This window comes from Reyranella sp. (assembly GCF_004296935.1).
In the GTDB taxonomy this organism is placed as follows: Bacteria; Pseudomonadota; Alphaproteobacteria; order Reyranellales; family Reyranellaceae; genus Reyranella.
This window is the reverse complement of sequence record NZ_SCVH01000151.1, coordinates 1-21,901: the sequence shown is the minus strand read 5'-3', so window position 1 is coordinate 21,901 and position 21,901 is coordinate 1. Positions and strand designations below refer to the sequence as shown.

The window sequence follows — 21,901 nt, the reverse complement described above, 5'->3', positions numbered from 1 at the left end:
GATGATCCCTACCATGGAAACCGCTCCGACCGAAAATGCCTTGCTGGGCGGCCGCGTCCGGTTGTTGCAGCCGTCACGAGGTTATCGTGTTGCCGTAGATGCGGTGTTGCTGGCCGCCGCCATCGAGGCGGCGCCGGGCGATCGCGTCCTCGACCTCGGTGCCGGTGTCGGCGCGGTGGGCCTTTGCCTCGCTGCGCGCGTGCCAAGCTGCACCATCGTGGGCGTCGAACTGCAATCCGGGCTGGCGGCGCTCGCCCTCCGCAACGCCGCCCTGAACGGCGCCGAGAACCGGATGCGAACGATTGTTCACGACCTCGCCCGGCCCCTGCCGGCGGAGTTTGCGAATTTCGACCATGTCGCCACCAACCCGCCCTATCTGGCGGCCGCGGTCGCCGATCCATCGCCGGACCCAAGCAAGGCATTGGCCACTGTCGAATCGAGTGCCGACCTCGCCCGCTGGCTCGTCGTGGCGGCAGGTGCCCTGAAATCGACGGGCACGTTGACCGTGATCCATCGCAGCGACCGGCTGGAGGAGATCGTGGTCCATCTCGTGCGGCTGGGCTGGGGCGACGTGACCACAAAACTCCTCCCACCCGCTGCACGTGTTCTGATTCGTGCCCGACGCGCCGAGATCCCGGGGCGCCGCTCATCGCCACCACTCGTCCTGCATGGTCCGGCGGGTGGCTACACGGACGAAGCCGAGGCGATTCTGCGTCACGCCGCTCCGCTTGCCTTCTAGCGCGCGCGCCGCGACAGTGCCGGCCATGTTGAACTGGATCAGAGACCGCTTTCGCCGTACCCCCACCGTGCCGGTGGTCCGGCTTGCGGGCGTCATCGCCTCCTCGGGCAGCCTGCTGGCGGGTCGCAGCCTGTCCATCGACTCGGTGGCGCCCCTGCTCAAGCGGGCCTTCGACATGCGCGGCGCCAAGGCCGTGGCACTCGCGATCAACTCGCCCGGCGGCTCGCCGGTGCAGTCGGCATTGATCGCCCAGCGCATCCGCCTGCATGCCGCGGAGAAAGGCCTGCCGGTGATCGCCTTCGTCGAGGACGTGGCGGCCTCGGGCGGCTACTGGCTTGCCTGCGCCGCCGACGAGATCATCGTCGATCCCAGCTCGATCGTGGGCTCGATCGGCGTCATCAGCGCCAGCTTCGGCTTCCAGGACCTGATCGCGCGCTTCGGCGTCGAACGCCGCGTGCACACATCGGGAGAGCGCAAGGCGATGCTCGATCCGTTTCGCCCCGAGAATCCCGAGGACGTCGAGCGGCTGAAGCGCCTGCAGGCGGAAATCCACGATGGATTCAAGGATTGGGTTCGCCAGCGCCGCGCCGCGCGCCTCAAGGGCGACGAGACGGCGCTGTTCAGCGGCGAATTCTGGACCGGCAGGCGCGGCCTCGAACTCGGGCTGGCCGACGGTTTGGGTGAGCTGCGCGCCACCTTGCAGGCGCGCTACGGCGCCAAGGTGCGCCTGCCGGTGATCGGCCCGCGGCGCCGACTGCTGTCCCGCTTCGGCCTTGCCACCGGACTGGACGAGATCGGACCTAAGACTCTTGCCGCGATCGAGGAGCGCCTGCACTGGCAGCGCTTCGGACTTTAGATTTGCGCGACACGCCGAAAACCGCAGAATGGCGGAAGGTGCTGCGATGGAGTGCGTGATCCGGGCTGCCCATGAGGGCGATGCGGCAGACGTGAGCTCGGTGATCCTGCGGGCACTCTGAGAAACCAACACCAAGGACTATTCACAGGAGATCATCGAGCGGCTAGCAAAGAGCTTCAGCCCTGCCGAAGTGCTGAAGTTGATGGGCAGACGAGAGGTCTTCATTGCCGTGACAGGTGGCCGACTTGTCGGGACCGCCAGCCTGGACGGAAAGGTCGTTCGAACGGTGTTCGTGGCACCCGATCTCCAGGGGCAAGGCGTCGGCAGGCGTCTCATGGCCGAGGTCGAGCGCGCCGCGCGCGAGGTGGGCGTGGAAGCGCTTACAGTCCCATCGTCGGTTACCGCAGAGCACTTCTATTCCAGGCTGGGTTTCAAGGCCGTGCGCGACAGTTACCACGGCGACGAGCGTACCATCATCATGGAGCGCTCCCTGGCACCACCTTAAGTGGGTTTCGGGTCGAACTCAGATATCGCAACAACGTCCAGGAGATCCGCAATGAAGCTTCGCTCGCCTGTCAATCCCGACGACCTCGCCGCCGTGCGCGCCTGGTTCGACACGCTGTCGAAGCACTGCCGCGCCGTCGACTACGAGGGCGCACGGCCGATCTTTGCCGACGACATGATCGCCTTCGGCACCTTCACCGACTTCATGCATGGCCGTGATCTTGCCGAGCAGAAGCAGTGGCGCAATGTGTGGGGTACGATCCGCAATTTCCGCTACGATCTCGACAAGATCGAGGCCATCGTCTCGGCCGACCGGCTGACGGCGATCGGCATGGGCGTGTGGCAGTCGGACGGCTTCCATCCCAACGGCGATCCCTTCGACCGCCCTGGGCGGACCACTGTCGTCCTTGGCCGCAAGGCGGTGGGCGATCCGTTCGTGGCCACCCACACGCACATGTCTCTGTTCCGCGGCACGCCGGAACGCAGCTTCGGAAAATTCGGTTAGGCAACCCGGCCGGCGCGCGGATTCCATCGCCATGTCGGCGCGCCGCGGACAACCGCGACGCCTCCAACCCAGCGTTCGAGCGGTCCTGTCGTTTGCCAATCGAGCTTGCCGGCGAGCAGGGCCCTGCCCTCCGGTGTGAGACGCAGCACCCGCTTGTGCCAGGCCGTGCGGCGCGTGGCAGCACTGACCGCGATCGGCGGCCGCGGCGCCTCGAGCAGGTCACGCAGGACCGACCAGAAGAAGAGATCGCCCATGAAGGGCTGTGGATCACGCTTGGCCTGTGCCTCGGCATAGACTTCCGCCGCGGACCGCGGCCCCTTGGCAAGGGCTGCGAGCGCATTGCGCTCGGTCAGTGACAGGCCGTCTTTCGTCCAGGGCAGCTCCTGCAACTGTCGTTGCAGGGCAGCCTTCAGGAACGGCAGCACCCGGAGATCGCTCTTGCACAACGCCTCGAGCAGCTCGGGCGTCGGCGCGCGCAGGGCCGCCCATGTCCTGGCACCGAGCACGAGCTGGCGGCGGCTGATGCGCTTGCGCCGTGGCCAGAGAGAGGCGAGCTGGGCCACGGAAAGCTGGCCGAGACCGATGAACCGCTTTATGCCGCGAAACCGGTCGATCGCGATCAGTTCGATCCGAGGCAACTTCTTGCGTGGCGCGAAGCTCGCCAGCACGCGCGCGAGCGCAGCTTGGTCATAGAGATCGTGTTCGCACCACAGGACGATCCGCCCGTAGTCGGCGGGCGCTCGAGCCAGCCGCCAATAAGCATCGCCGAGATCGGCACGGATCCTCTGCCGTGGCAGGCCGGTGCGTTCGGCGATCAGCGCGGCGCGGCCGGCGATCCAGGCGTTCGACGCCGGTGGCGGACCGAGCCAGGCGGGATCGGCGAAGGAGAGAAAATCGCCCTCGATGCCGGCCTCGGCGAGTTTGTCGCGGATATCGTCACCACAGCGGATATGCAGGGTGCGGAGCGCACCCTTCATGAGGGGTCCACCGCGCCCTTGCGGTCGACGATCATGCGGTACTGATCGGGCTGGCGATGGACAGCGAAATTGAAAGTCGTGCGCTTATAGCTCTGGCCGGCGTCGAGATCGCAGCGGTGCACGATCAGTTCGTCGCCGTCTCCGCCCGCGCGTGCCACCACCTTGCCGGACGGCGCCACGATCATGCTGTCGGCGAGAGAGGGCACGCCTTCCTCGGCGCCGCCTTTGGCGACACCGACCACCCAGCTGCCGTTCTGATAAGCGCCGGCCTGCATGGAGAGCTGATTGTGGAACCAGCTGTGCTCGTCGTGGTCGGGCGACGGCGCGTTGTGCAGCGGCGTGTTGTAGCCCAGCAGCACCATCTCGACGTTCTGCAGGCCCATGACGCGGTAGGTCTCGGGCCAGCGGCGATCGTTGCAGATGCACATGCCCATGTTGCCGCCGAACGCCTTCACTACGGGGAAGCCGAGATTGCCGACTTCGAAATAGCGCTTCTCAAGATGCTGGAACGGACGTTCCGGCTCGTGCTCGGCATGGCCCGGCAGGTGGATCTTGCGGTACTTGGAAACGATGCTGCCGTCGCGCTCGACCAGGATCGAAGTGTTGAAACGCCTGACCTTGCCGTTCTCGTTGGCGAGTTCGGCATAGCCCAGGCAGAAGCCCAGGCCGAGTTGCCTGGCCTCGTTGAAGAGAGGCGCCGTCTCGTTGCCCGGCATCTCGCGCTCGAAGAACGAATCGACTTCAGCCTGATCGGCCATCCACCAGCGCGGAAAGAACGTGGTGAGTGTGAGTTCGGGAAACACCACCAGGTCGCAGCCCATGCGCTTGGCCTCGCGCAGATGGGCGACCAGCCGCTCGACCACGTCGCGGCGCGTGTGGCTGCGCTGGATGGGGCCCATCTGGGCGGCACCGACTGTAAGAAAACGCGTCATCGTCACCTCTCGGGAACGATTATAGCCTCTAGGGCCCGGCGCGCTTCACATCGTTGGTGAACTCAGCCGAGCAAAAAGTACCGCCCTGGAAGAGATCGCCCACGGGATCAGGCCTGATCTTTGCCTGCTCCGCCTCGGCGTGCGCGCGGTGGTCCTCAGCCTTGCCGGTCGGGCGGTAGCCGAGCTGGCGTGCGCGCGAATTGTCCCACCAGCTCGCCTCGTTGTCCGACGCACCATAGAGAATGTCGAAACGGATGTTGGGATGTTCGAGGCCGATGCGGAAGAGCTGAACGATGTCTTCCGGCGAAATCCAGATCGAGAGCCGCCGCACATCGAGCGGACGCGGGCCGACATTGCCGATCCGAAGGCAGGTCACGGCCATGCCGTGCTTGTCGGCATAGAGCGCCCCCAGCGCCTCGCCGAAAGCCTTGCTGACGCCGTAGCGGCTGTCGGGCCGTACCGTGACGTCGGTGCGGATCTTGCGTTTGCGCGGATAGAAGCCGACGGCGTGGTTCGACGAGGCGAAGATCACACGCTTGACGCCGGCTTGTCGTGCCGCCTCGAACAGGTTGTAGCAGCCGATGATGTTGGCCTGCAGGATCTGGTCCCACGACCCTTCGACCGAGTGGCCGCCGAGATGGATGACGCTGTCGGCGCCCTTCACCAGCGCGGCAATCTCGTCCGGCTTGGTCAGGTCGGCAGCCACGAAGGACTCGCTGGCCAGCAGGTCCTTGGGCTTCACCCGATCGCTCAGCACCAGGCCGGGATAAAGCTTGGCCAACAGCGGCCGGGTCATGGTGCCGACACCGCCAGCCGCGCCGGTGAATACGATCTTCCTAGCGTCGGCCATTCTTCTTTCCTCTTGCAAGGGCACGGTAGCGATCCAGCGAGCGTGTGAGATGCTCGCGCATGGCGCGTCGCGCCTCGGTGACATCGCCGTCGGAGATCGCAGCGACGATGCGTGAATGTTCGTGCTGGATGCGTGCCAGATAGGTCCGCCGTTCGGCTGGCGTGTCGACGCTGAGGCGCACGCTCTGGCGCGGGATCACATGGCTGCCGAGGTAAGCGAGAAAGCGCGGAAACTGGCTGTTGCCGGTGGCCTCGGCAATGGCACGATGGAACGCGAAATCCTCCGCGACGGCACCCTCGCCGCGCTTTAATGCCGTCTCGATCGACTGCCATGCCGCACGGATGGCGGCGACGTGGCGGCGCGAGGCCCGCTCGGCGGCAAAGGCTGCCGCCTCGACCTCGACGGAAAGCCGCAGCTCCATGACATCGAGAATGTCGTCGAGGGACGTTGTACGCGGGGCGGCGATGCGAAACGGTCCCGCCGCAGGATCCGCGACATAGGCGCCCGAGCCGCGGCGCGTCACGATCAGGCCGTCGGCGCGAAGCGCGGCCACCGCCTCGCGCACCACGGTGCGGCTGACGCCCAGCTCAGTCGTGAGCGCCTGCTCGGTCGGCAGGCGTGCGCCCGGTGCCAGCCGGCCGCCGCGGATATCGGCGCTGAGGCGCGCCATCACCTGTTCGGTGAGATTGTTCGCGGGCTGCTTGTCGGTCATGAGCTTCGATGGTAGCGCCCGACAAGTTGTCAGACAATTTTATTGATCGGGCGGCTGCAGCTTCCTGCCGACGCTATTCCTCGGCAAGTTCCAGCATCAGGTTCGCGAGTACCTGGGCGCCGGCCGCGAGGTCGGCCGCCTCGGTATGTTCCTTGACGTTGTGGCTGAGGCCCGCCACCGACGGCACGAAGATCATGGCCGTCGGGCAAATCCGCTGCATCATCTGGGCATCGTGGCCGGCGCCCGAGGGCATGCGGCGCGTGCTGAGCGCCAGCGCCTCGGCGTGACGCTCGACCCGGTCGACGAGACCGGAATCGAAGATCACCGGCTCGAAGCGGGCAAGCACTCTGGCCTCGACCTCGACCCTCTCAGCCGCCGCAATCTCGGCGATGTGCGCCGCCACGCGGGCCTCGGCCTCCTTGAGCTTCGCCTCGTCGGTATTGCGCAAGTCGACAGAGAACACTGCGCGATTGGGCACGACGTTGATCAGGTTGGGCCGAAGCGTCAGCGCCCCCACCGTCGCCACCTGATTGCCGCCCATCTCCCAGGCGAGCTTGCGGGCAAAAAGATTGACCGAGGCGGCAAGGTAGCCCGCGTCGCGACGCAGCCGCATCGGTGTCGTGCCGGCGTGGTTGGAAACGCCCGTCACCGTGTATTCGATCCACGAGATGCCCTGCACGCTCTCGACGACGCCGATCTGCACCTTCTCCTCGTCGAGGATCGGACCCTGCTCGATGTGCAGCTCGACGAAGGCATGCGGCTTGAGCGCGCCGGGCTTCGTTGCGCCGAGGTAGCCGATGCGGCGCAGGTCATCACCGACCGAGACGCCGTCCTTGTCGGTGGCGGCGTAGGCTTCGTTGAGGCCGACACCGCCGGCATAGACGAGGCTCCCCATCATGTCGGGCTGGAAGCGCGCGCCCTCCTCGTTGGTGAAGAAGGCGACGGCGATCGGCCGGCGCGTGACGATTTTCGCCTCGTTCAGCGCCCGCACGACCTCGAGTCCCGCCAGCACCCCGTAATTGCCGTCGTAACGGCCACCGGTGCGCACGGTGTCGATATGGCTGCCGGTCATGATGGGCGCCAGGTTTTCGCGGCCGGCACGGAGCCCGATCACGTTGCCGATGGCATCGACCCGAACATCGAGGCCCAGCGCCTTCATCCAGCCCACGACCAGATCGCGGCCGAGCCTGTCCTCGTCAGTGAGAGCCAGGCGGGCGCAGCCGCCGCCCTCGATGGCGCCTATTTCGGCCAGTTCGTCGAGGGCGCCGAGCAGGCGCCGGTCATCCAAACGCAACATGATTTCCCCAACAACTCCAAGACCTTACCATAAGGGCGAAATATCACGCCGCCTTGATCCAGATTGCCTTGCAAGCGCCACGCCTCAAGGTCACTTAAGAAGACGATGCTGCGTTTCCTTGCCCTTCTGCTGGCTCTGCTCGTCGCAGGCCCGGCGTTCGCACAATCTGTCGTCCAGACCGACAATGTGCGGGCCGAGCTGCTGTCCGACGTCGCCACGGTGAAGCCTGGCGAGCCCTTCTGGGTCGGGCTGCGCCAGACCATCCGGCCCAAGTGGCACACCTACTGGAAGAATCCGGGTGAATCCGGCCTGCCGACCGAGATCGCCTGGACCCTGCCGGCCGGCGCCACGGCCGGCCCGATCGTCTGGCCCGCGCCCAGCCTGTTCGATATCGGCGGCGTCACCAACTACGGCTTCAAGGACGAGGCGATGCTGCTGGTGCGCATCACCCCGCCGGCCGATCTCGCCGGCCCCCTGAAGCTCGCGGCCGAGGCCAATTGGCTGGTGTGCGAGGACGTCTGCATCCCCGAAGAGGGCAAGTTCGAACTGACGCTGCCCTCGGGTGCAGCCGCCACGCCGGCACCGCCCGCCTTGCGCGCACTGTTCGAGACAGCGCGGCGCAGCGTGCCGACCGAAAGCCCCTGGCCGGCGCGCTACGGCGTTTCGAAGTCGGGCGATCCCACCCTGATCGTCGAGGCAAGAGGCCTGAAGCCCGACACGATCCGCGACGTCTATTTCTTCCCCGCCGAGTGGGGACCGGTTGCCACCATGGCCAAGCAGACGGCCAGCGTGACGGCCGAGGGCATCCGCATCCCGCTCCGCAAGGGCGACGCCAAGGCGGCGATGCCTGCCGTTCTCGCAGGCACCTTGGTGCTGACCGAGAAGACAGCTGATGGCACGGTGAAGCAGGCCTTCGACGTCTCGGCCAAGCTCGATCCGGCGTTCGTGCCCGCGCCGGCGTCGCTCGCGGGCGCCGCCGGCGCCGAGCAACTCTCGCTGGTGCAGGCCCTGTTGTTCGCGCTGCTGGGCGGATTGATCCTGAACCTGATGCCCTGCGTCTTTCCGGTACTCGCGATGAAGGCAGCGGCTTTTGCACGGCTGGCCGGCCATGCTCAGGCCGAGATGCGGCGCGACGGACTCACCTATACGGCCGGCGTCCTGGTCTCGTTCGCTGCCATGGCCGCAATCGTGGTGGCGATCCGCGCCAGTGTTGGCGACGTCGCCTGGGGCTTCCAGTTCCAGTCGCCGGTTTTCTCGCTGCTGATCGCCTATCTGTTCTTCACCGTCGGCCTCAACCTCTCGGGCGTGTTCGAGTTCGGCGGCCGCCTGGCCGGCGTCGGCCAGGGACTTGTCGCGCGCGGCGGCACGACGGGCGCCTTCTTCACCGGCGTGCTGGCCGTGATCGTGGCGACGCCCTGTACCGCGCCGTTCATGGCCGCGGCACTCGGTTTTGCCCTCAGCCAGCCGGCGCCCGCGACCGTGGCCGTGCTTCTGGCGATGGGCCTTGGCCTCGCGCTGCCCTACCTGGCGCTCACCATGATCCCGGCGCTGCAGCGGATGTTGCCGCGGCCCGGCCCGTGGATGGACCGGCTGCGCCAGTTCCTCGCCTTCCCGATGTACGCCTCGGCCGTCTGGATGATCTGGGTGCTGACCCAGCAGACCGGGTCGAACGGCGTGCTCTATGCGCTGGGCGGCATGATCCTGATCGCCTTCGCCATCTGGCTGCTCCGCCTCGGCGGCGGCACGTCTTCAGGCAATTGGACACGCCGCGGCGTCGCGGCGGCCGCCGTCCTGCTGGCCTTCGCCGCCACGCTGAAACTCGAGGATGGCCCGGCCACCGCCGCCTCGGCGTCGGGCGAGCGGACCTCGGGCGTCAATTTCGAGGGCTGGGAACGTTTTTCGCGCGCCCGCATGGCCGAGGCGGTTGCCGCCGGCAAGCCGGTGTTCGTCGATTTCACCGCCGCCTGGTGCATTACTTGCTTGGTGAATGAGCGCGTCGCGCTCGAGACGCCGGCCACGAAGAAGGCATTCGAACAGGCGGGAGTCGTAAAACTCAAGGGCGACTGGACCAACCGCGACGACGAGATCACAGGGGTCCTCAAGGAAGTCGGCCGGGCCGGCGTACCGCTCTATCTGTTCTGGGCACCGGGTGCCGCCGCCCCCAAGATTCTGCCGCAAGTCCTCACCGAGGCCATGATACTGTCGGAACTGTCTTCCATTCAGCAAGCCAAGCGCTAGGAGGCGAACATGTCGAATTTCAGCGTTCCCCGTCGGTCCCTGATGCTGGGTGGCGCGGCTCTTGCCCTGGCTCCCGCCGCCGCTTTCGCGACCACCAGTCCCGATGTCGGCAAGCCCGCGCCGCTCTTCACCGCCGTCGACAGCAACGGCAAGAGCTGGTCGCTGGCCGACCTCAAGGGCAAGGTCGTGGTGCTCGAGACGACGAATCACGACTGCCCCTACGTGCGCAAGCACTACAATTCCAAGAACATGCAGGACCAGCAGCGCGAGGCCGCGGCCAAGGGCGTGGTCTGGCTGACCACGGCGTCGAACGCCGCCGGCGAGCAGGGTGCCGTGACGCCGGCCCAGGCCAACGAGCTCACCAGGAGCCGCGATGCCGCGCCCGCCGCCGTGCTGATCGACCCGCAAAGCAAGATCGCGCGCGCCTATGGCGCCACGGTGACGCCGCACATGTACATCATCGATGCCAAGGGCGTGCTGGTCTACAAGGGCGGCATCGACTCGATCCCCTCGTCGAGCGTGGCCGACGTCCCCAAGGCCAAGCAGTACGTCCGCCTTGCCCTCGACGAGGTGCTGGCCGGCAAGCCGGTGACCGTCGCGTCGACGCAGGCCTATGGCTGCACGATGAAGTATCCCAGGACCTCGACCTAAGCACGCGCCATGCCGCACGACGGCTGGCATCCGCACGACCATTCCCACGACGATGAGCCGCACGCTCATCCCCATCACCATCACGGCCCGCCCACACGGCGGGCCGTTCTTGCGGCGGCGACCTTGTTGCCGTTCGGCGCCGCCAGCGCCCAGACCGCCGATGCGGCCCAACGCATCGCCGACGCGGCCAACCGTTTCCTCGCCGCTCTCGACGCGGCCCAGCGACTCAGGGCGCTGATCGCCTTCGAGGCCGACAACCGGCTCGACTGGCACTACATCCCGCGCAACCGGTCCGGCCTCAGCCTGGGCGAGATGGCGCCGCCGCAGGCCGCCGCCGCGCGGGCTCTCTTCGCCACGGTGCTGAACGACGAGGGCCTAAAACTGCTCGACGGCGTGCGCCTGCTCGAAGGCGTGCTGCGCGAGCAGCAGGGCAGTTTCCGCGATCCCGGCCGCTACTTCGTCTCGGTGTTCGGCACGCCCGGCCGCTTCCCGTGGGGCTGGCGCTTCGAGGGCCATCACCTGTCGCTGAACGTGACCTTGCCGGCGGCCGGCCACGTCACCGTGACGCCGTTCTTCGCCGGCGCCCATCCCGCCACGGTGCGCGACGGTCCCAACCGCGGCTTCCGCCTGCTCGGCACGTCGGAGGATCTCGCCCGCCAGATCATGGCCGGCCTCTCCGCACAGCAGCGACAGATGGCGATTATCGCCGACCGCTCGTTCGGCGAGATCGTGACGAGCCCGCAGCGCGAGCGCGACTTGGGCCAGCCACGCGGCCTCGACCTCGGCCAGATGAGCGGCGCCCAGCGCGCCCTCGTCGAGGCGCTGATGGACCGCTTCCTGGGCACCCTGACGGCCGACCTGGTGGCGGCGCAAAAGAAGCGCGTGATGGACCAGGGGCTCGCTTCCTTCCGCTTCGCCTGGGCGGGCTCGCTCACGCCGGGCGAGGCGCATTACTTCCGCGTCCACGGCCCCGCCACCGTGATCGAGCATGACAACACCCAGAACGGCGCCAACCACATCCACGCGGTGTGGCGCGACCTCGCCGCCGACTTCGGACGCGACGCGCTGGCCGACCACTACCGCCGCCAACCGCACCGCTGAAGGGGGGCAGCGGCACACGAAGTGTGCCGCGAAAGTCCGCCAGCCGTGCCGCTGCCTGTGCCGCCGGACCCCGATCCGCAAGCGCTTTCAACGGCTTGAGGCGACCCACCGGGACAACGCCGATTGCCTGCCGGAACGGGTCCGAATCGCGGACCTGTTCGCAAGTCGCCCGCCTCGTTGCCACGCCTCATTGACGCATCCGGACGTGCAAACGCGCGGCCCGTCCAGTTCGGGTGCGAATAAAGCACACATGGTGGCAACGATAGCAGAAATATAGCCTAAAACCTGCTGAACTTGCAACTTTTGTTGGAACCCTTCCCCGGCCTGATTCCGCAGGCTATCAAGACGGCATGCAAAATGGCCTTATCCCCTCGCGAGGAGTCGTCGATTGATCCCTGAGTTCCTGGAGCCGATCCTGCTGCTTGCCGGCGCTTATCTCGCCAGCGAAATCGGCTACCGCCTGGGCCAACACTGCGGCCCGCGGGACGAAACCTTCGACAAGCAGCTCGGCATGATCAGCAGCGCCACCTTTGCCCTGGTCGCCTTCCTAATCGGCTTCGGCTTCGCCGGCGCCGGCACCCGCTACGTCGACCGCCTCGACCTGGTCGTCAAGGAAGCCAATGCGCTGGGCACGGCCTATCTGCGCGCCGACGCCCTGCCGCAACCAATGCGCGGCGAACTCAAGGAGGCGTTGCGCCAGTACACCGCCAACCGGCTGGAAATACTCGACAACAAGGGAAGCCCCGTGGCCCTCGCGCTGCTGGCCAAGGTCGGAAGCCAACACGAGCGCCTATGGGACATCGCGCTTAGAGGCACCGCCAGTAACGCCCCGCTCATGCTCGTCGTGCTGCCGTCGCTCAACGAGGTGATCGATCTCCACACCACGCACCTGTCGGCGGCGCGCCGCCGCATACCGACGGCGATCATGGTCACGCTGTTGATCAGCACGGCGCTTGCCCTGGGGATCGCGTCCTTCGGCAACGGACAGGCCGGCCGCCGCTATCCAATCCTCAACTTTGTCTACGGCTTCGCCCTGGCCGCCGCCATCTGGATGACGCTCGATCTCGATCATCCGCGCCGCGGCACCATCCAGATCAGCATCCAGCCGCTGGTCGAGACGCTCGCCTCCATGAAGCCCTGAGGAACGGACGATGCCCAAGCTCAAGATCGCCATCGCCTGCCAGGGTGGCGGTAGCCAGACAGCCTTCACGGCGGGCGCGCTCAAGACTCTGTGCGAGGCACGGATCGGGCAGGAATTCGAGGTCGTCGGCATCAGCGGCACGTCGGGCGGGGCACTGTGCGCCACGCTGCTGTGGTATTCCTACATGAAAGGCGAGCGGCCGGTGTGGGAACGCATGATGGCGTTCTGGAAAGAGAACACGGCTCAGGGCCCGATCAAGCACGCCATCAACCAGTTCATCGTCGAGTCGATGCGCCTGGTAAATGCCGGCGTGCTGCCGACCTTCCAGATGAGCCCCTCCTCGCCGATGATGCAGGCGACCATGGAGATGATGACGGCGGGCCAGCGCAAGGGCTTCGCCGACTTTCGCGGCCTGATCGAGAGCCACATCGACTTCGCCGAGATCGCCTCGTGGGGGCCACGCCCGCAACGCCCGGTGCTGATCCTTGGTGCCGCCAACGTGACCAGCGGCGCGCTGGCGAAGTTCGTCTCCAGCCGCGAGCCGATCCGTGTCGAACACATCCTGGCATCATGCGCCGTGCCCAACATCTTTCCGGCCGTGCAGATCGGCAAGGATGCCTACTGGGACGGGCTGTTCTCCGACAATCCACCGGTCGAAGAGCTGATCCGGCCACGGTCGATGGGCCCCGAGAACATTCCGGACGAGATCTGGCTGATCAAGATCAACCCGACGGCGCGCCTGCAGACCCCGGTGAAACCGGGCGAGATCATCGACCGGCGCAACCAGCTCGAGGGCAACATCTCGCTGTTCCAGCAGCTCGGTCACCTCGAACTGATCAACGACATGATCCTGGCGGACGCGTTCCGGCCGGAATTCCTGGCGCAGTTCGATATCAAGGCCCCGGTGCGCATTCCCAGGTCGTTCCACACCGACAAGGCCAAGCCGTATCACATCCCCTGCATCGAAATGCCGGTCGAACTGCAGGACCTGCTCGACTACGAGGGCAAGATTGACCGCGGCTCGGACAACATCACCCGCCTGACCGCCGAAGGCGAGAAGGCCGCCACGCAGTTCCTGCGCGACCGTGCCGCCGCTGTCGCCGCCTCGCCGGTCGGTATCAACGCGACCGCAGGGCAGGTCGCGAGCTAGGTCGCACACCGGCGCGCACTCGCGGCGCGCCGCCAGCGCAGGTAGGGAACCGAGATCGCCAGCGACACGGCGATATAGATGGCAACGACGACGGCGGTGCGCGGACCCGGCACCGAGGCGGCGACCAGAACGGCGATGCCGATGTGGCGGATCGCGCAGGCAATGGCGAGCGCCGTGCGGTCGTCCTCGTCCGGCCCGCCGACCAGATGGCCGATGGCGAGCGACAGGGTGATGAGCGCCGCCAGGGTCAGGATCCCCGTCCAGCGGGCCTCGAGCACCACATGCCAATGTGCCGCCAGCAGCGCCACCGCGCTCAACGCCAGCACGATGCTGGCCAGCCCGATCAGGCGCCCGGCCGTCCAGGCCGCGACCTTCGGGAACAGCCGGCGCACGACCATGCCCGCGAGCAGCGGCAGGAAAAAGGATTCCGCCAGGACCAGCGCCGCCCGCTCCGGCGCGAGAGACGGCAACCGGGGGAACAGCGGGCCGAGCACGGCGAGCCATACCGGCACCAGCACGATCGCCAGCACCGAGGAGATCACGACCAGGCTGAAGATGTAGGCGCCGTCGCCGATCCCGAGCAGCTTGCGCGGCAGCAACGGCGCGCCGGCCGAAACGGCGAGCACCAGCAGGGCCGCCTCCACCCCCGGCGTCAACGGCAGCAGCTTGACCAGCGCGAAGGCCGCCATCGGCACCAGCACATACATCGCCAGGACGGAACGCAGGAGCAGGCCGGGGTGCCGGAACAGGCGCACCGCATCGCGTGGCTCCGAATCGAGCCCGATGCCGAAGATGATGACCGTGACGGTTATTTTCAGCAGGACGAGAAGCGCTAGGGTCACGATCACATGTCTCCTGGTCGCAGGACCGGTCGATTCAGAGGTCGAACTCGACGAACACCGGCCAGTGATCCGAGGCAGTTGTACCGTAGCCGATCCATGCCTTCCTCGCCTTGGGTGCAAGGTCGTGCGTGACGAAGACATGGTCGATGCGGCCCTCGCGCGGGAAGGAATCGACCTCCTCTTCGCTGTTGCCGGCGGCGATCCAGGCGTCCGACAGATGCTCGGCCGTCGCCAGCCTGCCGTACTTGCTGGGCGTGCCGCAGACCAGGGGATATTCGGGGTGTGCCGGCGTGAAGTTGAAATCGCCCGCCACGATCGCCGAGGCCGGCACCACGGGGGCCGGCTCCTGGAACATGAAGGTCTGGCCGGCGGCGGCGTCCCATGTGCCGCCGGTTACGGGCGCGCGATTGACCGCATCCAGCAGCGCCGCCACCTGAGGCCGGCGCTGCTGCGCGCCGACGTGGCTGAGATGGGTGGAATAGACGCGGAGCGGGCCCGTGGGCGCCGCCACCACCGCCTCGACGTAGCCGCGCTGCAGGTCGAAGGTGTTGGCCAGCCGCACCTTGGGCAGCATGACGCCGCGCGACCACGGGATCGGCCAGCGCGAGACGATGGCATTGCCGAAGCTGCGCCGGCGATTGGTGATCCGGCCGTCGGCACCGACCGTGCTGGCGTCGCTCTCCATCGCGCCGTGATAGACCGCGTAGCGGTTGAGGCGTTCGGCGATCTCCGCCGTCTGGTCGGCGTGCGCATTCTGCGTCCAGCCGCTCACCGCCTCCTGCAGGCAGACGATGTCGGCCTGGGCCACCGCATCGGCGACGCGCGCCACGTCGTATTTTCCGTCGGCGCCGACGCCATAGTGGATGTTGTAGGTGCAGAACAGCATGAAGGCCCTTGGTCGGTTGATATGGTCGATTGAATCTACGGTCTCAGACGAGCGACGTAGCCGCGGTAGGTGGCGCGGCCGAGTTCGGGATGGGTCTGGATCCGGTGGGCGAGCTGCTCGATGGTCCAGCTGTCGATGATGTCGTAGCCCAGCGTCTCCAGCGCCGCCGGGACGTCGCCGACGTTGCGGATCTGGTAGGGCACCTCGGCCACGCCGAAATTCTCCAGGGTCACCACGGTCGGCCCGTCGCGCGTCACGACCTTGTTGAGCAGGATATGGCGCGGCGGCGCACGCATGCGGCGCACCAGCTCGACCAGCGGCTCTTTCAGGTAAGGCAAGAGACCCGACGCCAGCAGGACATCGGCGGCAGGCGCGTCCTCGAGCCGCTCGACGAAGGACAGGGTGCGATCCTGGGGCCGCGCCTGGGCCCGGCCGGCCTTCACCAGCGCCGGCAGGTCGTAGACGATCCAGTCGAGGCGATCGAGCTCGAGGTAGGGTCCGAAGCCGCGGTACTTGACGCCGATATGGCCACCCGCGTCGACGACCCGGGCGATCTCCGGCGCCAGCCGCCGGAGCCAGTAGAGGATCGGGTAGTCCCACAGCGGCACCTGCTGCATCAGCTCCCGGGACACCGACCCGACGCTGTCATGATCGTAGCCCGCCAGCATGCCGGAACGGACATGGGCCACCGCTTCGTCGAACGAAGCAAAGGCGCCGCGGAAGCGCACCTTTTCGCGCCTGAGCGCGCGATAGCGGCCGTAGACGAGCATGGCAGCGCATTTCAGGCGGGCGCGCATGTCCGGAAACATACGGCGGCTAGCGCCGGAACGGCATCAAAAGATAGTCGGCGATCGTCTTCGGCTCGGCAACGTCGCTGAGGCCGACGGCCGGCCATTCGTCGGCGCGCGGAAAGTAGGCGGTGCCGAACAGGACGTCCCACAAGGGCGTCGAGGTCGCGAAATTGTGGTCGATATGGTGCTGCTCGCGCGAATGATGGATGCGGTGGAAGCGGTTGTCGCAGAGCACGTAGCTGAGCGGCCCGATGTTCAGCCGGGCCGAGGAATGGATGAAGTAGGAATGGGTATTGGCCAGCACGATCACCAGCCACGGCACCGGCCCCGAAGCGACGCCGAGCAGGATGGCCATGGGCATGGTGACGGCGGCGAACTGGAACAGGTCCTCGGCGACGTGGTGATAGCTCGCGGTGGCACTCATCTCGGTGATCGAATGATGCACCTTGTGGAAACGCCACATCCATCCGAAGCGGTGCTGGGCACGATGCATCCAGTAATAGAAGAAATTGCCGACCATCGCGATGCCCAGCGCCGCCACCAGCCAGCCGGTGATCTTCAGCGGCCAGGACTCCGACTCGGTGAGCGGCCGCAGGTCGAGAAAGGCGAGCGGCTTCACATCGAGGAAGCCGGCGCTGCCCTCCATGGCCTTCAACACCACCGTGTTGATGGCGATGGTGACCACCAGGAAGGTGGCGGCACGGAGATAGGACTGCAGCGAATTGCGCGTCCGGGGCAGCAGCAGTTCGGGCAGCAGGTAGAGCAGGCAGGCGCCCACCGGATAGGCGAGCCGGATGAGCATCGAGTTCACGAGGCCATAGGCGACCGAGTAGGCCTCAGCGAGAAACGCCAGCATGGCCTGTCATATCGACCATGACCCCCATCTCGCAAGAACCCCCATCTCGCAAGCCCCCCTTCTCGCAAGATTGGCCATCGCAGTGTATGTGAGGGGCCAATGAAGAAACGGAAGACATCCGGCTGGGCGTTCGTCGTGGCCTTCAATATCGCGGCCATAGCGGCGATCCTGGGCGTGGCCGAACTCGGGGTCCGCTGGATCGCCGGGCCGGCCGCCACCTACCAGGATGAACAACTGCCGATGTGCCGGTCCGACGCGCTCACCATCTGGCGCTACCGGCCCGACCTTCGCCTGGCCTACCGCACCCCCGAGTTCGAGATCGAGATCCGGACCAACGACATCGGCCTGCGCGAGGGGCCGATCGCCCCTGCGACCGACGGCGTCACCACAATCCTTTTCATCGGCGATTCCTTCACCTTCGGCTGGGGGGTCGCCGAGGCCGAGCGCTACTCCGAGGTGCTGGCCCGCCTGGCGGTGGAAAAGCGGCCGGGCACACGGCTCAGGATCGTGAATGCCGGCCACTGGATGTACACGTTCGACCAGCAGCTCGTGCTCATGAAGGAGATGATCGAGCGCTATAGGCCCGCCGTCGTCGTGCAGGGCTTCTACTGGATGCACGTCCGCACCCTGTTCAATCACCGGCTGGTCCGCGCGGCCGACGGGTCGCTGCAGGCGGTCGAGGATCCCAAGATCATGGTGAACGAGCGCGGCGTCCTGAAATTCCGCTCCGACTGGCTCGAACGCCCGCCGCTCGGCTCGCAGCTCGTGGCGTTCGTCGCCCGGGCCATCCTCAACCGCGACCTGAACGAAAGGGCCGCCCTCACGGTCGACTATATGCGGCCGGGAAACACCGAGGGCGAGGCTCTGTGGAAGCTCACCGACGAGATCGTGGCGGAAACGATCCGCACCTTGCGCTCCGCCGGCATCGCCTACGTCCCTTTCCTGGTCCCGACCAGCGTCGAGGTGACAAGCGGCAACTGGGCCAACCTGAACTGGACCGCGGCGACGCCGCCCACCGGGGTCGACGTGAACCTGCCGGCAACGCGGTTCGGCACCATGTTCGCGAAGAACGGCACGACCATCGTGCCCCTGGCGGCGGCGATGCGCGAACGGGCCGGCGCAGCCCTCTATTTCCCGCAGGACGGACACTGGACGGCGGCGGGACATGCCGCGGCGGCGGAAATCCTGCTGCCCTACGTCGACCGGGCACTGGCGCAACAGACGCGCTGACCCGCTCCTCCGGCGCCCCTGCTCAGCCGAGCCAGCTCATCGGATCCAGCTTGTCGAGGTGGCGGTAGGGGTCGTCGACGACGCCGAGCGACCAGTAGGCGATCGTCGTCGTCACCGTCAGCAGGCCGAGCGCCAGCGCGCCGGCGCGCGGCCGGTCGAGATGCACCGAGGCCACGGCCAGATGGGTCATGAACCCGATCAGCAGCACGGCCAGCCAGGAGTGGAATTCGGTGTGGTTGCGCCCGATCCATAGCCGCTCGGACCGCGTCGTGGCGATGTCATCGACCAGCGCAAAGGCCTGCACCGCAGCCGGGCCGGGCATGTCCCGGGCCAACCGCACGATGATGGCCTGCAGGTCGCGCAACGCGGCCGCCGCCTTGTCGCTGGCCTTCTGGTTGCGGTGCTTGGTCCACTCCTCTTCCTTGACCGCCACGACGTAGGCCCGCACGGCAGCGGCCGCCTCGGGCGCGTTCAGCTGCGCCGGGCTGGTGAGCTCGCTGAAACGCTTGATCGCCGACCCGGCCTGGATGAAGGCCCGCTCGGCCGAGCGCTTGTGCGACCAGATGTCGGCGGCGTGGAAGGCGAGAAACAGGGCGAACACCATCGAAATCGACGCGAAAAACGGGCCGACCGGCAGCCATTGGGCAACCTGCTTCGAGCGGGTGTTGAACAGCTTGAGCAGGCCCAGGCTCACGCCAAACACGAAAAGCCCGTGCACGGTGAAGATCACGAACTGGGTGAAATCGGGGAGGCCGAACACATAGTCCGCCCATTCTTCTGCCGTGCGCACGGTCCCTCCGCTTCGTATCGAGTTCTACCGGTGCGCCAGCCGAGGTGCCGCGAGCGCGGTGGCCAGGGTCGCTTCGACGTCGCCAGCTTCGCTCACGCTCACGCCGAGATCGTGGAGCAGGCCGTCGTGGATGCCGTAGATCCAGCCGTGGATCGTAAACTCCTGGCCGCGCCGCCAGGCCTGCTGGACGATCGATGTCTTGCACACGTTGCGCACCTGCTCGATGACGTTGATCTCGCAAAGCGCGTCGACCTGGCCCGCCTTGTTCGGGAGCGCCGTGATAGCCTCCTCGTAACGGCGACCGAGTGCGTTGATGCCGTGCAGCCAGTTGTCGAGCAATCCGAGCTCGTGGTTCTTCAGCGAGGCCTTCACGCCGCCGCAGCCGTAGTGGCCGCACACGACGACATGGCGCACACGCAACGCCTCGACCGCGTATTGCAGGACGGCCAGGCAATTGAAGTCGACCAGCATGACCTGGTTGGCGACGTTGCGGTGGACAAACACCTCACCCGGCAACATGCCGATGATCTCGTTGGCCGGGACGCGGCTGTCGGAGCAGCCGATCCACAGCACGCGCGGCGCCTGCTGCTTGGCGAGCCTGTCGAAGAAGCCGGGATTGTCGGCCTCGATCTGCTTCGCCCAGACGCGATTGTTGGCGAACAGTCCCTTGAGGAAGTGGTCTTCGTCCGAATCAGCCATGCCCGAGATATCGCCAAAACCCGGCCTTCTTGCAAGCCGATCCCGCGGCGGCCGGGCCGCCGGCGCTCAGCCGTACTGGTTGCACAGGGTGCCGATGCCGTCGATCACGACCTCGATCACGGTGCCGGGCTTCATGGGCAGGACGCCGAGCGAGGTGCCGCAGGCGATCACATCGCCGGGCATCAGGGTCATGTCGCGGGAGATCCGGCTGACCAGCTCGGCCGGCGGGAAGATCATGTCATCGACCCGGTAGCTCTGACGCTCGCGCCCGTTGACCAGGGTGCGCACCGCGAGGTCGAGCGGATCGAGGCCGGTCGCGACGACGGGGCCGACGCAGCCGAAGCCGTCGAAGTTCTTGGCCCGGGTCCATTGCGGGAACGACGGGTCGCGCTGCAGCAGCTCCAGCGCCGTGACGTCGTTCACACAGGTGTAGCCGAGGATATGGGCCGCGGCCTCCTCGACCGGGACGGCGGTGCACGCCTTGCCGATGACAATCCCCAGCTCGCCCTCGTAGGCGACACGGCCGTCGTAGGATTTCGGCACCGGGATCGGCTGGCCATGGGCGTTGAAGGAGTTGGGCGTCTTGATGAAGGTGAGCGGCTCGGCCGGAATCGCCCAGCCGTTCTTCTCGGCGGCGGCGCGGAAATTGTTCCATAGCGCCACCATCTTGGTGGGCTCGGCCGGCACGAGCCAGCGCGCCGCGGCAACAGACACGGTCTCGCCGGCTGCGGCGCCCGGGGCAAACAGATCGCCCTCATGAAGATGGATGGTCTCGCCTTCGACCACGCCGATGCGGGCCCGGCCTGCGTGTTCAATACGGGCCCACAGAGTCATCGCGCGTCGGGGATGCGCTTGCCGCTTTGCGAGTCGAACAGATGGAGGTTGCCGGGGTCGGCGGCGAAGCGCCGCCTGTCGCCCGGCTTGGCCAGCACATGGCCGCCCTGGCGCACCGTCACCAGTTCACGCGCATCGCCGAAATGTCCGTGCAGCAGGGTGTCAGCGCCCAGCGGCTCGGCGAGCTCGATGGTGAATTCCAGCGGCCCTTCAGGCGCCGGCAACAGGTGCTCGGGCCGGATGCCAAGGGCGATCGACGTGCCCTCGGGCGCCGAACTGGGACGCGCCAGCGGCAGCGCCACGCCGGCGATGCCGAGGCCCGCGATTTCGACGGCCTTGCCCCCGGTCGACACCTTGGCGGCGAGGAAATTCATCGACGGCGAGCCGATGAAGCCCGCAACGAACACCGAGGCCGGCCGGTCGTAGACGTCCATCGGCGTGCCGATCTGATCGGCGATGCCGGCGTTCATGACGATCAGCCGGTCGGCGAGCGTCATGGCTTCGACCTGGTCGTGGGTGACGTAGATCGAGGTGACGGCCAGCTCCCGCTGCAGGCGCTTGATCTCGAGCCGCATCTGCACCCTGAGCTTGGCGTCGAGGTTGGAGAGCGGCTCGTCGAACAGGAAAACGGCGGGTTCGCGCACGATGGCGCGGCCCATGGCGACCCTCTGGCGCTGGCCACCCGAGAGCTGGCGCGGCCGGCGCTGGAGGAAGGTGCCGAGCTCGAGGATCTTGGCCGCCTTCTGCACGCGCTGATCGATCTCGGCCTTCGACACGCCGCGGATCTTGAGGCCATAGGCCATGTTCTCGTACACGCTCATGTGCGGATAGAGCGCGTAGTTCTGGAACACCATGGCGATGTCGCGGTCCTTGGGCTCGAGCTCGTTGACCACGCGATCGCCGATCGCCACCTCGCCGCCGGTGATCCGCTCCAGCCCCGCCACCATGCGCAGCAGGGTGGACTTGCCGCAGCCCGAAGGGCCGACGATGACGACGAACTCGCCGTCGGCGATCTCCATGTCGATGCCGTGGATGACCTCGAGCTTGTCGTAGCTCTTCTTGACGCCGCGCAGGTGGACTTGCGCCATGGCCTATTTCCCCATCTTCCTACTTCTCGACTTCGACGAGGCCGCGCACGAACTGGCGCTGCATGAAGACGACGACCAGGACCGGCGGCAGCATGGCGAGCATCGCCATGGCCATCAGCAGGTTCCAGCTCGGCACCGAGTCGACGACGTTGGCCTGGCGCGAGACCGTCATGACCACGGTGTAATAGCTTTCCTTGGTGGTGATCAGCAGCGGCCACAGATACTGGTTCCA

Annotated in this window: 22 protein-coding genes and 2 pseudogenes; 10 read left to right on the top strand and 14 right to left on the bottom strand. The window is 66.9% G+C overall.

From position 1 onward, the window contains the following. The 4 genes and pseudogenes from EPO55_RS21835 to EPO55_RS21820 all read left to right on the top strand — a co-directional run. Positions 1-739: methyltransferase (locus EPO55_RS21835; RefSeq protein ID WP_296339410.1), on the top strand; the 739-nt coding region annotated here is incomplete at its 5' end. A gap of 25 nt (positions 740-764) precedes the next feature. Beyond that, positions 765-1,595, top strand: coding sequence for a S49 family peptidase (locus EPO55_RS21830; protein ID WP_296339408.1), 831 nt, complete (start codon positions 765-767; stop codon positions 1,593-1,595). Between the two features lie 142 nt (positions 1,596-1,737). Next, positions 1,738-2,100 (top strand): annotated as a pseudogene (locus tag EPO55_RS21825) (GNAT family N-acetyltransferase); the annotation flags it as partial. Positions 2,101-2,151: 51 nt separating this feature from the next. Further along, positions 2,152-2,604: a ketosteroid isomerase gene (locus tag EPO55_RS21820; protein WP_296339407.1), complete on the top strand. Its 453-nt coding sequence runs from the start codon at positions 2,152-2,154 to the stop codon at positions 2,602-2,604. Here EPO55_RS21820 and EPO55_RS21815 read toward each other — a convergent pair. From EPO55_RS21815 to EPO55_RS21795, 5 genes are all read right to left on the bottom strand, one after another. Beyond that, positions 2,601-3,581, bottom strand: coding sequence for a hypothetical protein (locus tag EPO55_RS21815; RefSeq protein WP_296339406.1), 981 nt, complete (start codon positions 3,579-3,581; stop codon positions 2,601-2,603). The genes EPO55_RS21820 and EPO55_RS21815 overlap by 4 nt on opposite strands. Continuing rightward, a complete protein-coding gene (locus EPO55_RS21810) occupies positions 3,578-4,513 on the bottom strand; it encodes an N-carbamoyl-D-amino-acid hydrolase (RefSeq protein WP_296339405.1) in 936 nt (311 codons plus the stop codon). The genes EPO55_RS21815 and EPO55_RS21810 overlap by 4 nt, the downstream gene beginning before the upstream one ends. Before the next feature lie 28 nt (positions 4,514-4,541). Next, positions 4,542-5,363 (bottom strand): NAD(P)-dependent oxidoreductase, encoded by an 822-nt coding sequence (locus EPO55_RS21805; RefSeq protein WP_296339404.1) that lies wholly within the window; start codon positions 5,361-5,363, stop codon positions 4,542-4,544. Next, complete coding sequence (locus tag EPO55_RS21800; RefSeq protein ID WP_296339403.1) at positions 5,350-6,075, bottom strand: FadR/GntR family transcriptional regulator; 726 nt, start codon at positions 6,073-6,075, stop codon at positions 5,350-5,352. The genes EPO55_RS21805 and EPO55_RS21800 overlap by 14 nt, the downstream gene beginning before the upstream one ends. Positions 6,076-6,148: 73 nt before the next feature. Beyond that, positions 6,149-7,372 (bottom strand): Zn-dependent hydrolase, encoded by a 1,224-nt coding sequence (locus tag EPO55_RS21795; RefSeq protein WP_296339402.1) that lies wholly within the window; start codon positions 7,370-7,372, stop codon positions 6,149-6,151. A 105-nt stretch (positions 7,373-7,477) separates the two neighbouring features. Here EPO55_RS21795 and EPO55_RS21790 point away from each other — a divergent pair, with 105 nt between their 5' ends. The 5 genes from EPO55_RS21790 (at position 7,478) to EPO55_RS21770 (ending at position 13,653) form a co-directional block, all read left to right on the top strand. Next, positions 7,478-9,610 (top strand): protein-disulfide reductase DsbD domain-containing protein, encoded by a 2,133-nt coding sequence (locus EPO55_RS21790; protein ID WP_296339401.1) that lies wholly within the window; start codon positions 7,478-7,480, stop codon positions 9,608-9,610. A gap of 9 nt (positions 9,611-9,619) precedes the next feature. Next, positions 9,620-10,261, top strand: a complete 642-nt coding sequence (locus EPO55_RS21785) for a thioredoxin family protein (RefSeq protein ID WP_296339400.1) — start codon at positions 9,620-9,622, stop codon at positions 10,259-10,261. 9 nt (positions 10,262-10,270) lie between these two features. After that, a complete protein-coding gene (locus tag EPO55_RS21780) occupies positions 10,271-11,362 on the top strand; it encodes a DUF3500 domain-containing protein (protein WP_296339399.1) in 1,092 nt (363 codons plus the stop codon). 388 nt (positions 11,363-11,750) lie between these two features. Then, positions 11,751-12,503 carry a hypothetical protein gene (locus tag EPO55_RS21775; protein WP_296339397.1) on the top strand — a complete coding sequence of 251 codons (753 nt, stop codon included), beginning with the start codon at positions 11,751-11,753 and terminating at the stop codon, positions 12,501-12,503. A gap of 10 nt (positions 12,504-12,513) precedes the next feature. After that, the gene (locus EPO55_RS21770) at positions 12,514-13,653 is read left to right on the top strand and encodes a patatin-like phospholipase family protein (RefSeq protein ID WP_296339396.1); all 1,140 of its coding nucleotides are present in this window, start codon (positions 12,514-12,516) and stop codon (positions 13,651-13,653) included. On the opposite strand, the gene EPO55_RS21765 is transcribed toward EPO55_RS21770, so the two are convergent. From EPO55_RS21765 to EPO55_RS21750, 4 genes are read right to left on the bottom strand one after another with little or no spacing between them, the layout of a single operon-like run. Next, positions 13,650-14,495 carry a hypothetical protein gene (locus tag EPO55_RS21765; RefSeq protein WP_296339394.1) on the bottom strand — a complete coding sequence of 282 codons (846 nt, stop codon included), beginning with the start codon at positions 14,493-14,495 and terminating at the stop codon, positions 13,650-13,652. The two genes, EPO55_RS21770 and EPO55_RS21765, sit on opposite strands and share 4 nt — an antisense overlap. A 34-nt stretch (positions 14,496-14,529) precedes the next feature. Next, positions 14,530-15,381, bottom strand: coding sequence for an endonuclease/exonuclease/phosphatase family protein (locus EPO55_RS21760; RefSeq protein WP_296339393.1), 852 nt, complete (start codon positions 15,379-15,381; stop codon positions 14,530-14,532). A 35-nt stretch (positions 15,382-15,416) separates the two neighbouring features. Further along, positions 15,417-16,178: a methyltransferase, TIGR04325 family gene (locus EPO55_RS21755; protein ID WP_296339392.1), complete on the bottom strand. Its 762-nt coding sequence runs from the start codon at positions 16,176-16,178 to the stop codon at positions 15,417-15,419. A 19-nt stretch (positions 16,179-16,197) separates the two neighbouring features. Then, positions 16,198-17,028, bottom strand: coding sequence for a sterol desaturase family protein (locus EPO55_RS21750; RefSeq protein WP_296339391.1), 831 nt, complete (start codon positions 17,026-17,028; stop codon positions 16,198-16,200). Positions 17,029-17,127: 99 nt separating this feature from the next. Between EPO55_RS21750 and EPO55_RS21745 the strand changes: the two genes are divergently transcribed. Beyond that, entirely contained in the window at positions 17,128-18,258 is a 1,131-nt protein-coding gene (locus EPO55_RS21745) for a hypothetical protein (protein WP_296339390.1), read from the top strand. Between the two features lie 22 nt (positions 18,259-18,280). Here EPO55_RS21745 and EPO55_RS21740 read toward each other — a convergent pair whose 3' ends face one another. The 5 genes and pseudogenes from EPO55_RS21740 to EPO55_RS21720 all read right to left on the bottom strand — a co-directional run. After that, positions 18,281-19,048, bottom strand: a complete 768-nt coding sequence (locus EPO55_RS21740; RefSeq protein WP_296339389.1) for a hypothetical protein — start codon at positions 19,046-19,048, stop codon at positions 18,281-18,283. A 24-nt stretch (positions 19,049-19,072) separates the two neighbouring features. Beyond that, positions 19,073-19,747, bottom strand: a complete 675-nt coding sequence (gene can / locus EPO55_RS21735; protein ID WP_296339388.1) for a carbonate dehydratase — start codon at positions 19,745-19,747, stop codon at positions 19,073-19,075. 66 nt (positions 19,748-19,813) lie between these two features. Further along, on the bottom strand, positions 19,814-20,581 hold the full coding sequence (locus EPO55_RS21730) for a fumarylacetoacetate hydrolase family protein (RefSeq protein WP_296339387.1): 768 nt from the start codon (positions 20,579-20,581) through the stop codon (positions 19,814-19,816). Next, entirely contained in the window at positions 20,578-21,669 is a 1,092-nt protein-coding gene (locus EPO55_RS21725; protein ID WP_296339386.1) for a sn-glycerol-3-phosphate import ATP-binding protein UgpC, read from the bottom strand. The genes EPO55_RS21730 and EPO55_RS21725 overlap by 4 nt, the downstream gene beginning before the upstream one ends. A 19-nt stretch (positions 21,670-21,688) precedes the next feature. Next, positions 21,689-21,901, bottom strand: a pseudogene (locus EPO55_RS21720) (glycerol-3-phosphate transporter); the annotation flags it as partial.

Bases quoted from the DNA above. Each gene is read 5' to 3' on its own strand.
- EPO55_RS21830 (WP_296339408.1), top strand. From the start codon at position 765: ATGTTGAACTGGATCAGAGACCGCTTTCGCCGTACCCCCACCGTGCCG.
- EPO55_RS21820 (WP_296339407.1), top strand. From the start codon at position 2,152: ATGAAGCTTCGCTCGCCTGTCAATCCCGACGACCTCGCCGCCGTGCGC.
- EPO55_RS21815 (WP_296339406.1), bottom strand. From the start codon at position 3,581: ATGAAGGGTGCGCTCCGCACCCTGCATATCCGCTGTGGTGACGATATC.
- EPO55_RS21810 (WP_296339405.1), bottom strand. From the start codon at position 4,513: ATGACGCGTTTTCTTACAGTCGGTGCCGCCCAGATGGGCCCCATCCAG.
- EPO55_RS21805 (WP_296339404.1), bottom strand. From the start codon at position 5,363: ATGGCCGACGCTAGGAAGATCGTATTCACCGGCGCGGCTGGCGGTGTC.
- EPO55_RS21800 (WP_296339403.1), bottom strand. From the start codon at position 6,075: ATGACCGACAAGCAGCCCGCGAACAATCTCACCGAACAGGTGATGGCG.
- EPO55_RS21795 (WP_296339402.1), bottom strand. From the start codon at position 7,372: ATGTTGCGTTTGGATGACCGGCGCCTGCTCGGCGCCCTCGACGAACTG.
- EPO55_RS21790 (WP_296339401.1), top strand. From the start codon at position 7,478: ATGCTGCGTTTCCTTGCCCTTCTGCTGGCTCTGCTCGTCGCAGGCCCG.
- EPO55_RS21785 (WP_296339400.1), top strand. From the start codon at position 9,620: ATGTCGAATTTCAGCGTTCCCCGTCGGTCCCTGATGCTGGGTGGCGCG.
- EPO55_RS21780 (WP_296339399.1), top strand. From the start codon at position 10,271: ATGCCGCACGACGGCTGGCATCCGCACGACCATTCCCACGACGATGAG.
- EPO55_RS21770 (WP_296339396.1), top strand. From the start codon at position 12,514: ATGCCCAAGCTCAAGATCGCCATCGCCTGCCAGGGTGGCGGTAGCCAG.
- EPO55_RS21760 (WP_296339393.1), bottom strand. From the start codon at position 15,381: ATGCTGTTCTGCACCTACAACATCCACTATGGCGTCGGCGCCGACGGA.
- EPO55_RS21755 (WP_296339392.1), bottom strand. From the start codon at position 16,178: ATGCGCGCCCGCCTGAAATGCGCTGCCATGCTCGTCTACGGCCGCTAT.
- EPO55_RS21750 (WP_296339391.1), bottom strand. From the start codon at position 17,028: ATGCTGGCGTTTCTCGCTGAGGCCTACTCGGTCGCCTATGGCCTCGTG.
- EPO55_RS21745 (WP_296339390.1), top strand. From the start codon at position 17,128: ATGAAGAAACGGAAGACATCCGGCTGGGCGTTCGTCGTGGCCTTCAAT.
- can (WP_296339388.1), bottom strand. From the start codon at position 19,747: ATGGCTGATTCGGACGAAGACCACTTCCTCAAGGGACTGTTCGCCAAC.
- EPO55_RS21730 (WP_296339387.1), bottom strand. From the start codon at position 20,581: ATGACTCTGTGGGCCCGTATTGAACACGCAGGCCGGGCCCGCATCGGC.
- EPO55_RS21725 (WP_296339386.1), bottom strand. From the start codon at position 21,669: ATGGCGCAAGTCCACCTGCGCGGCGTCAAGAAGAGCTACGACAAGCTC.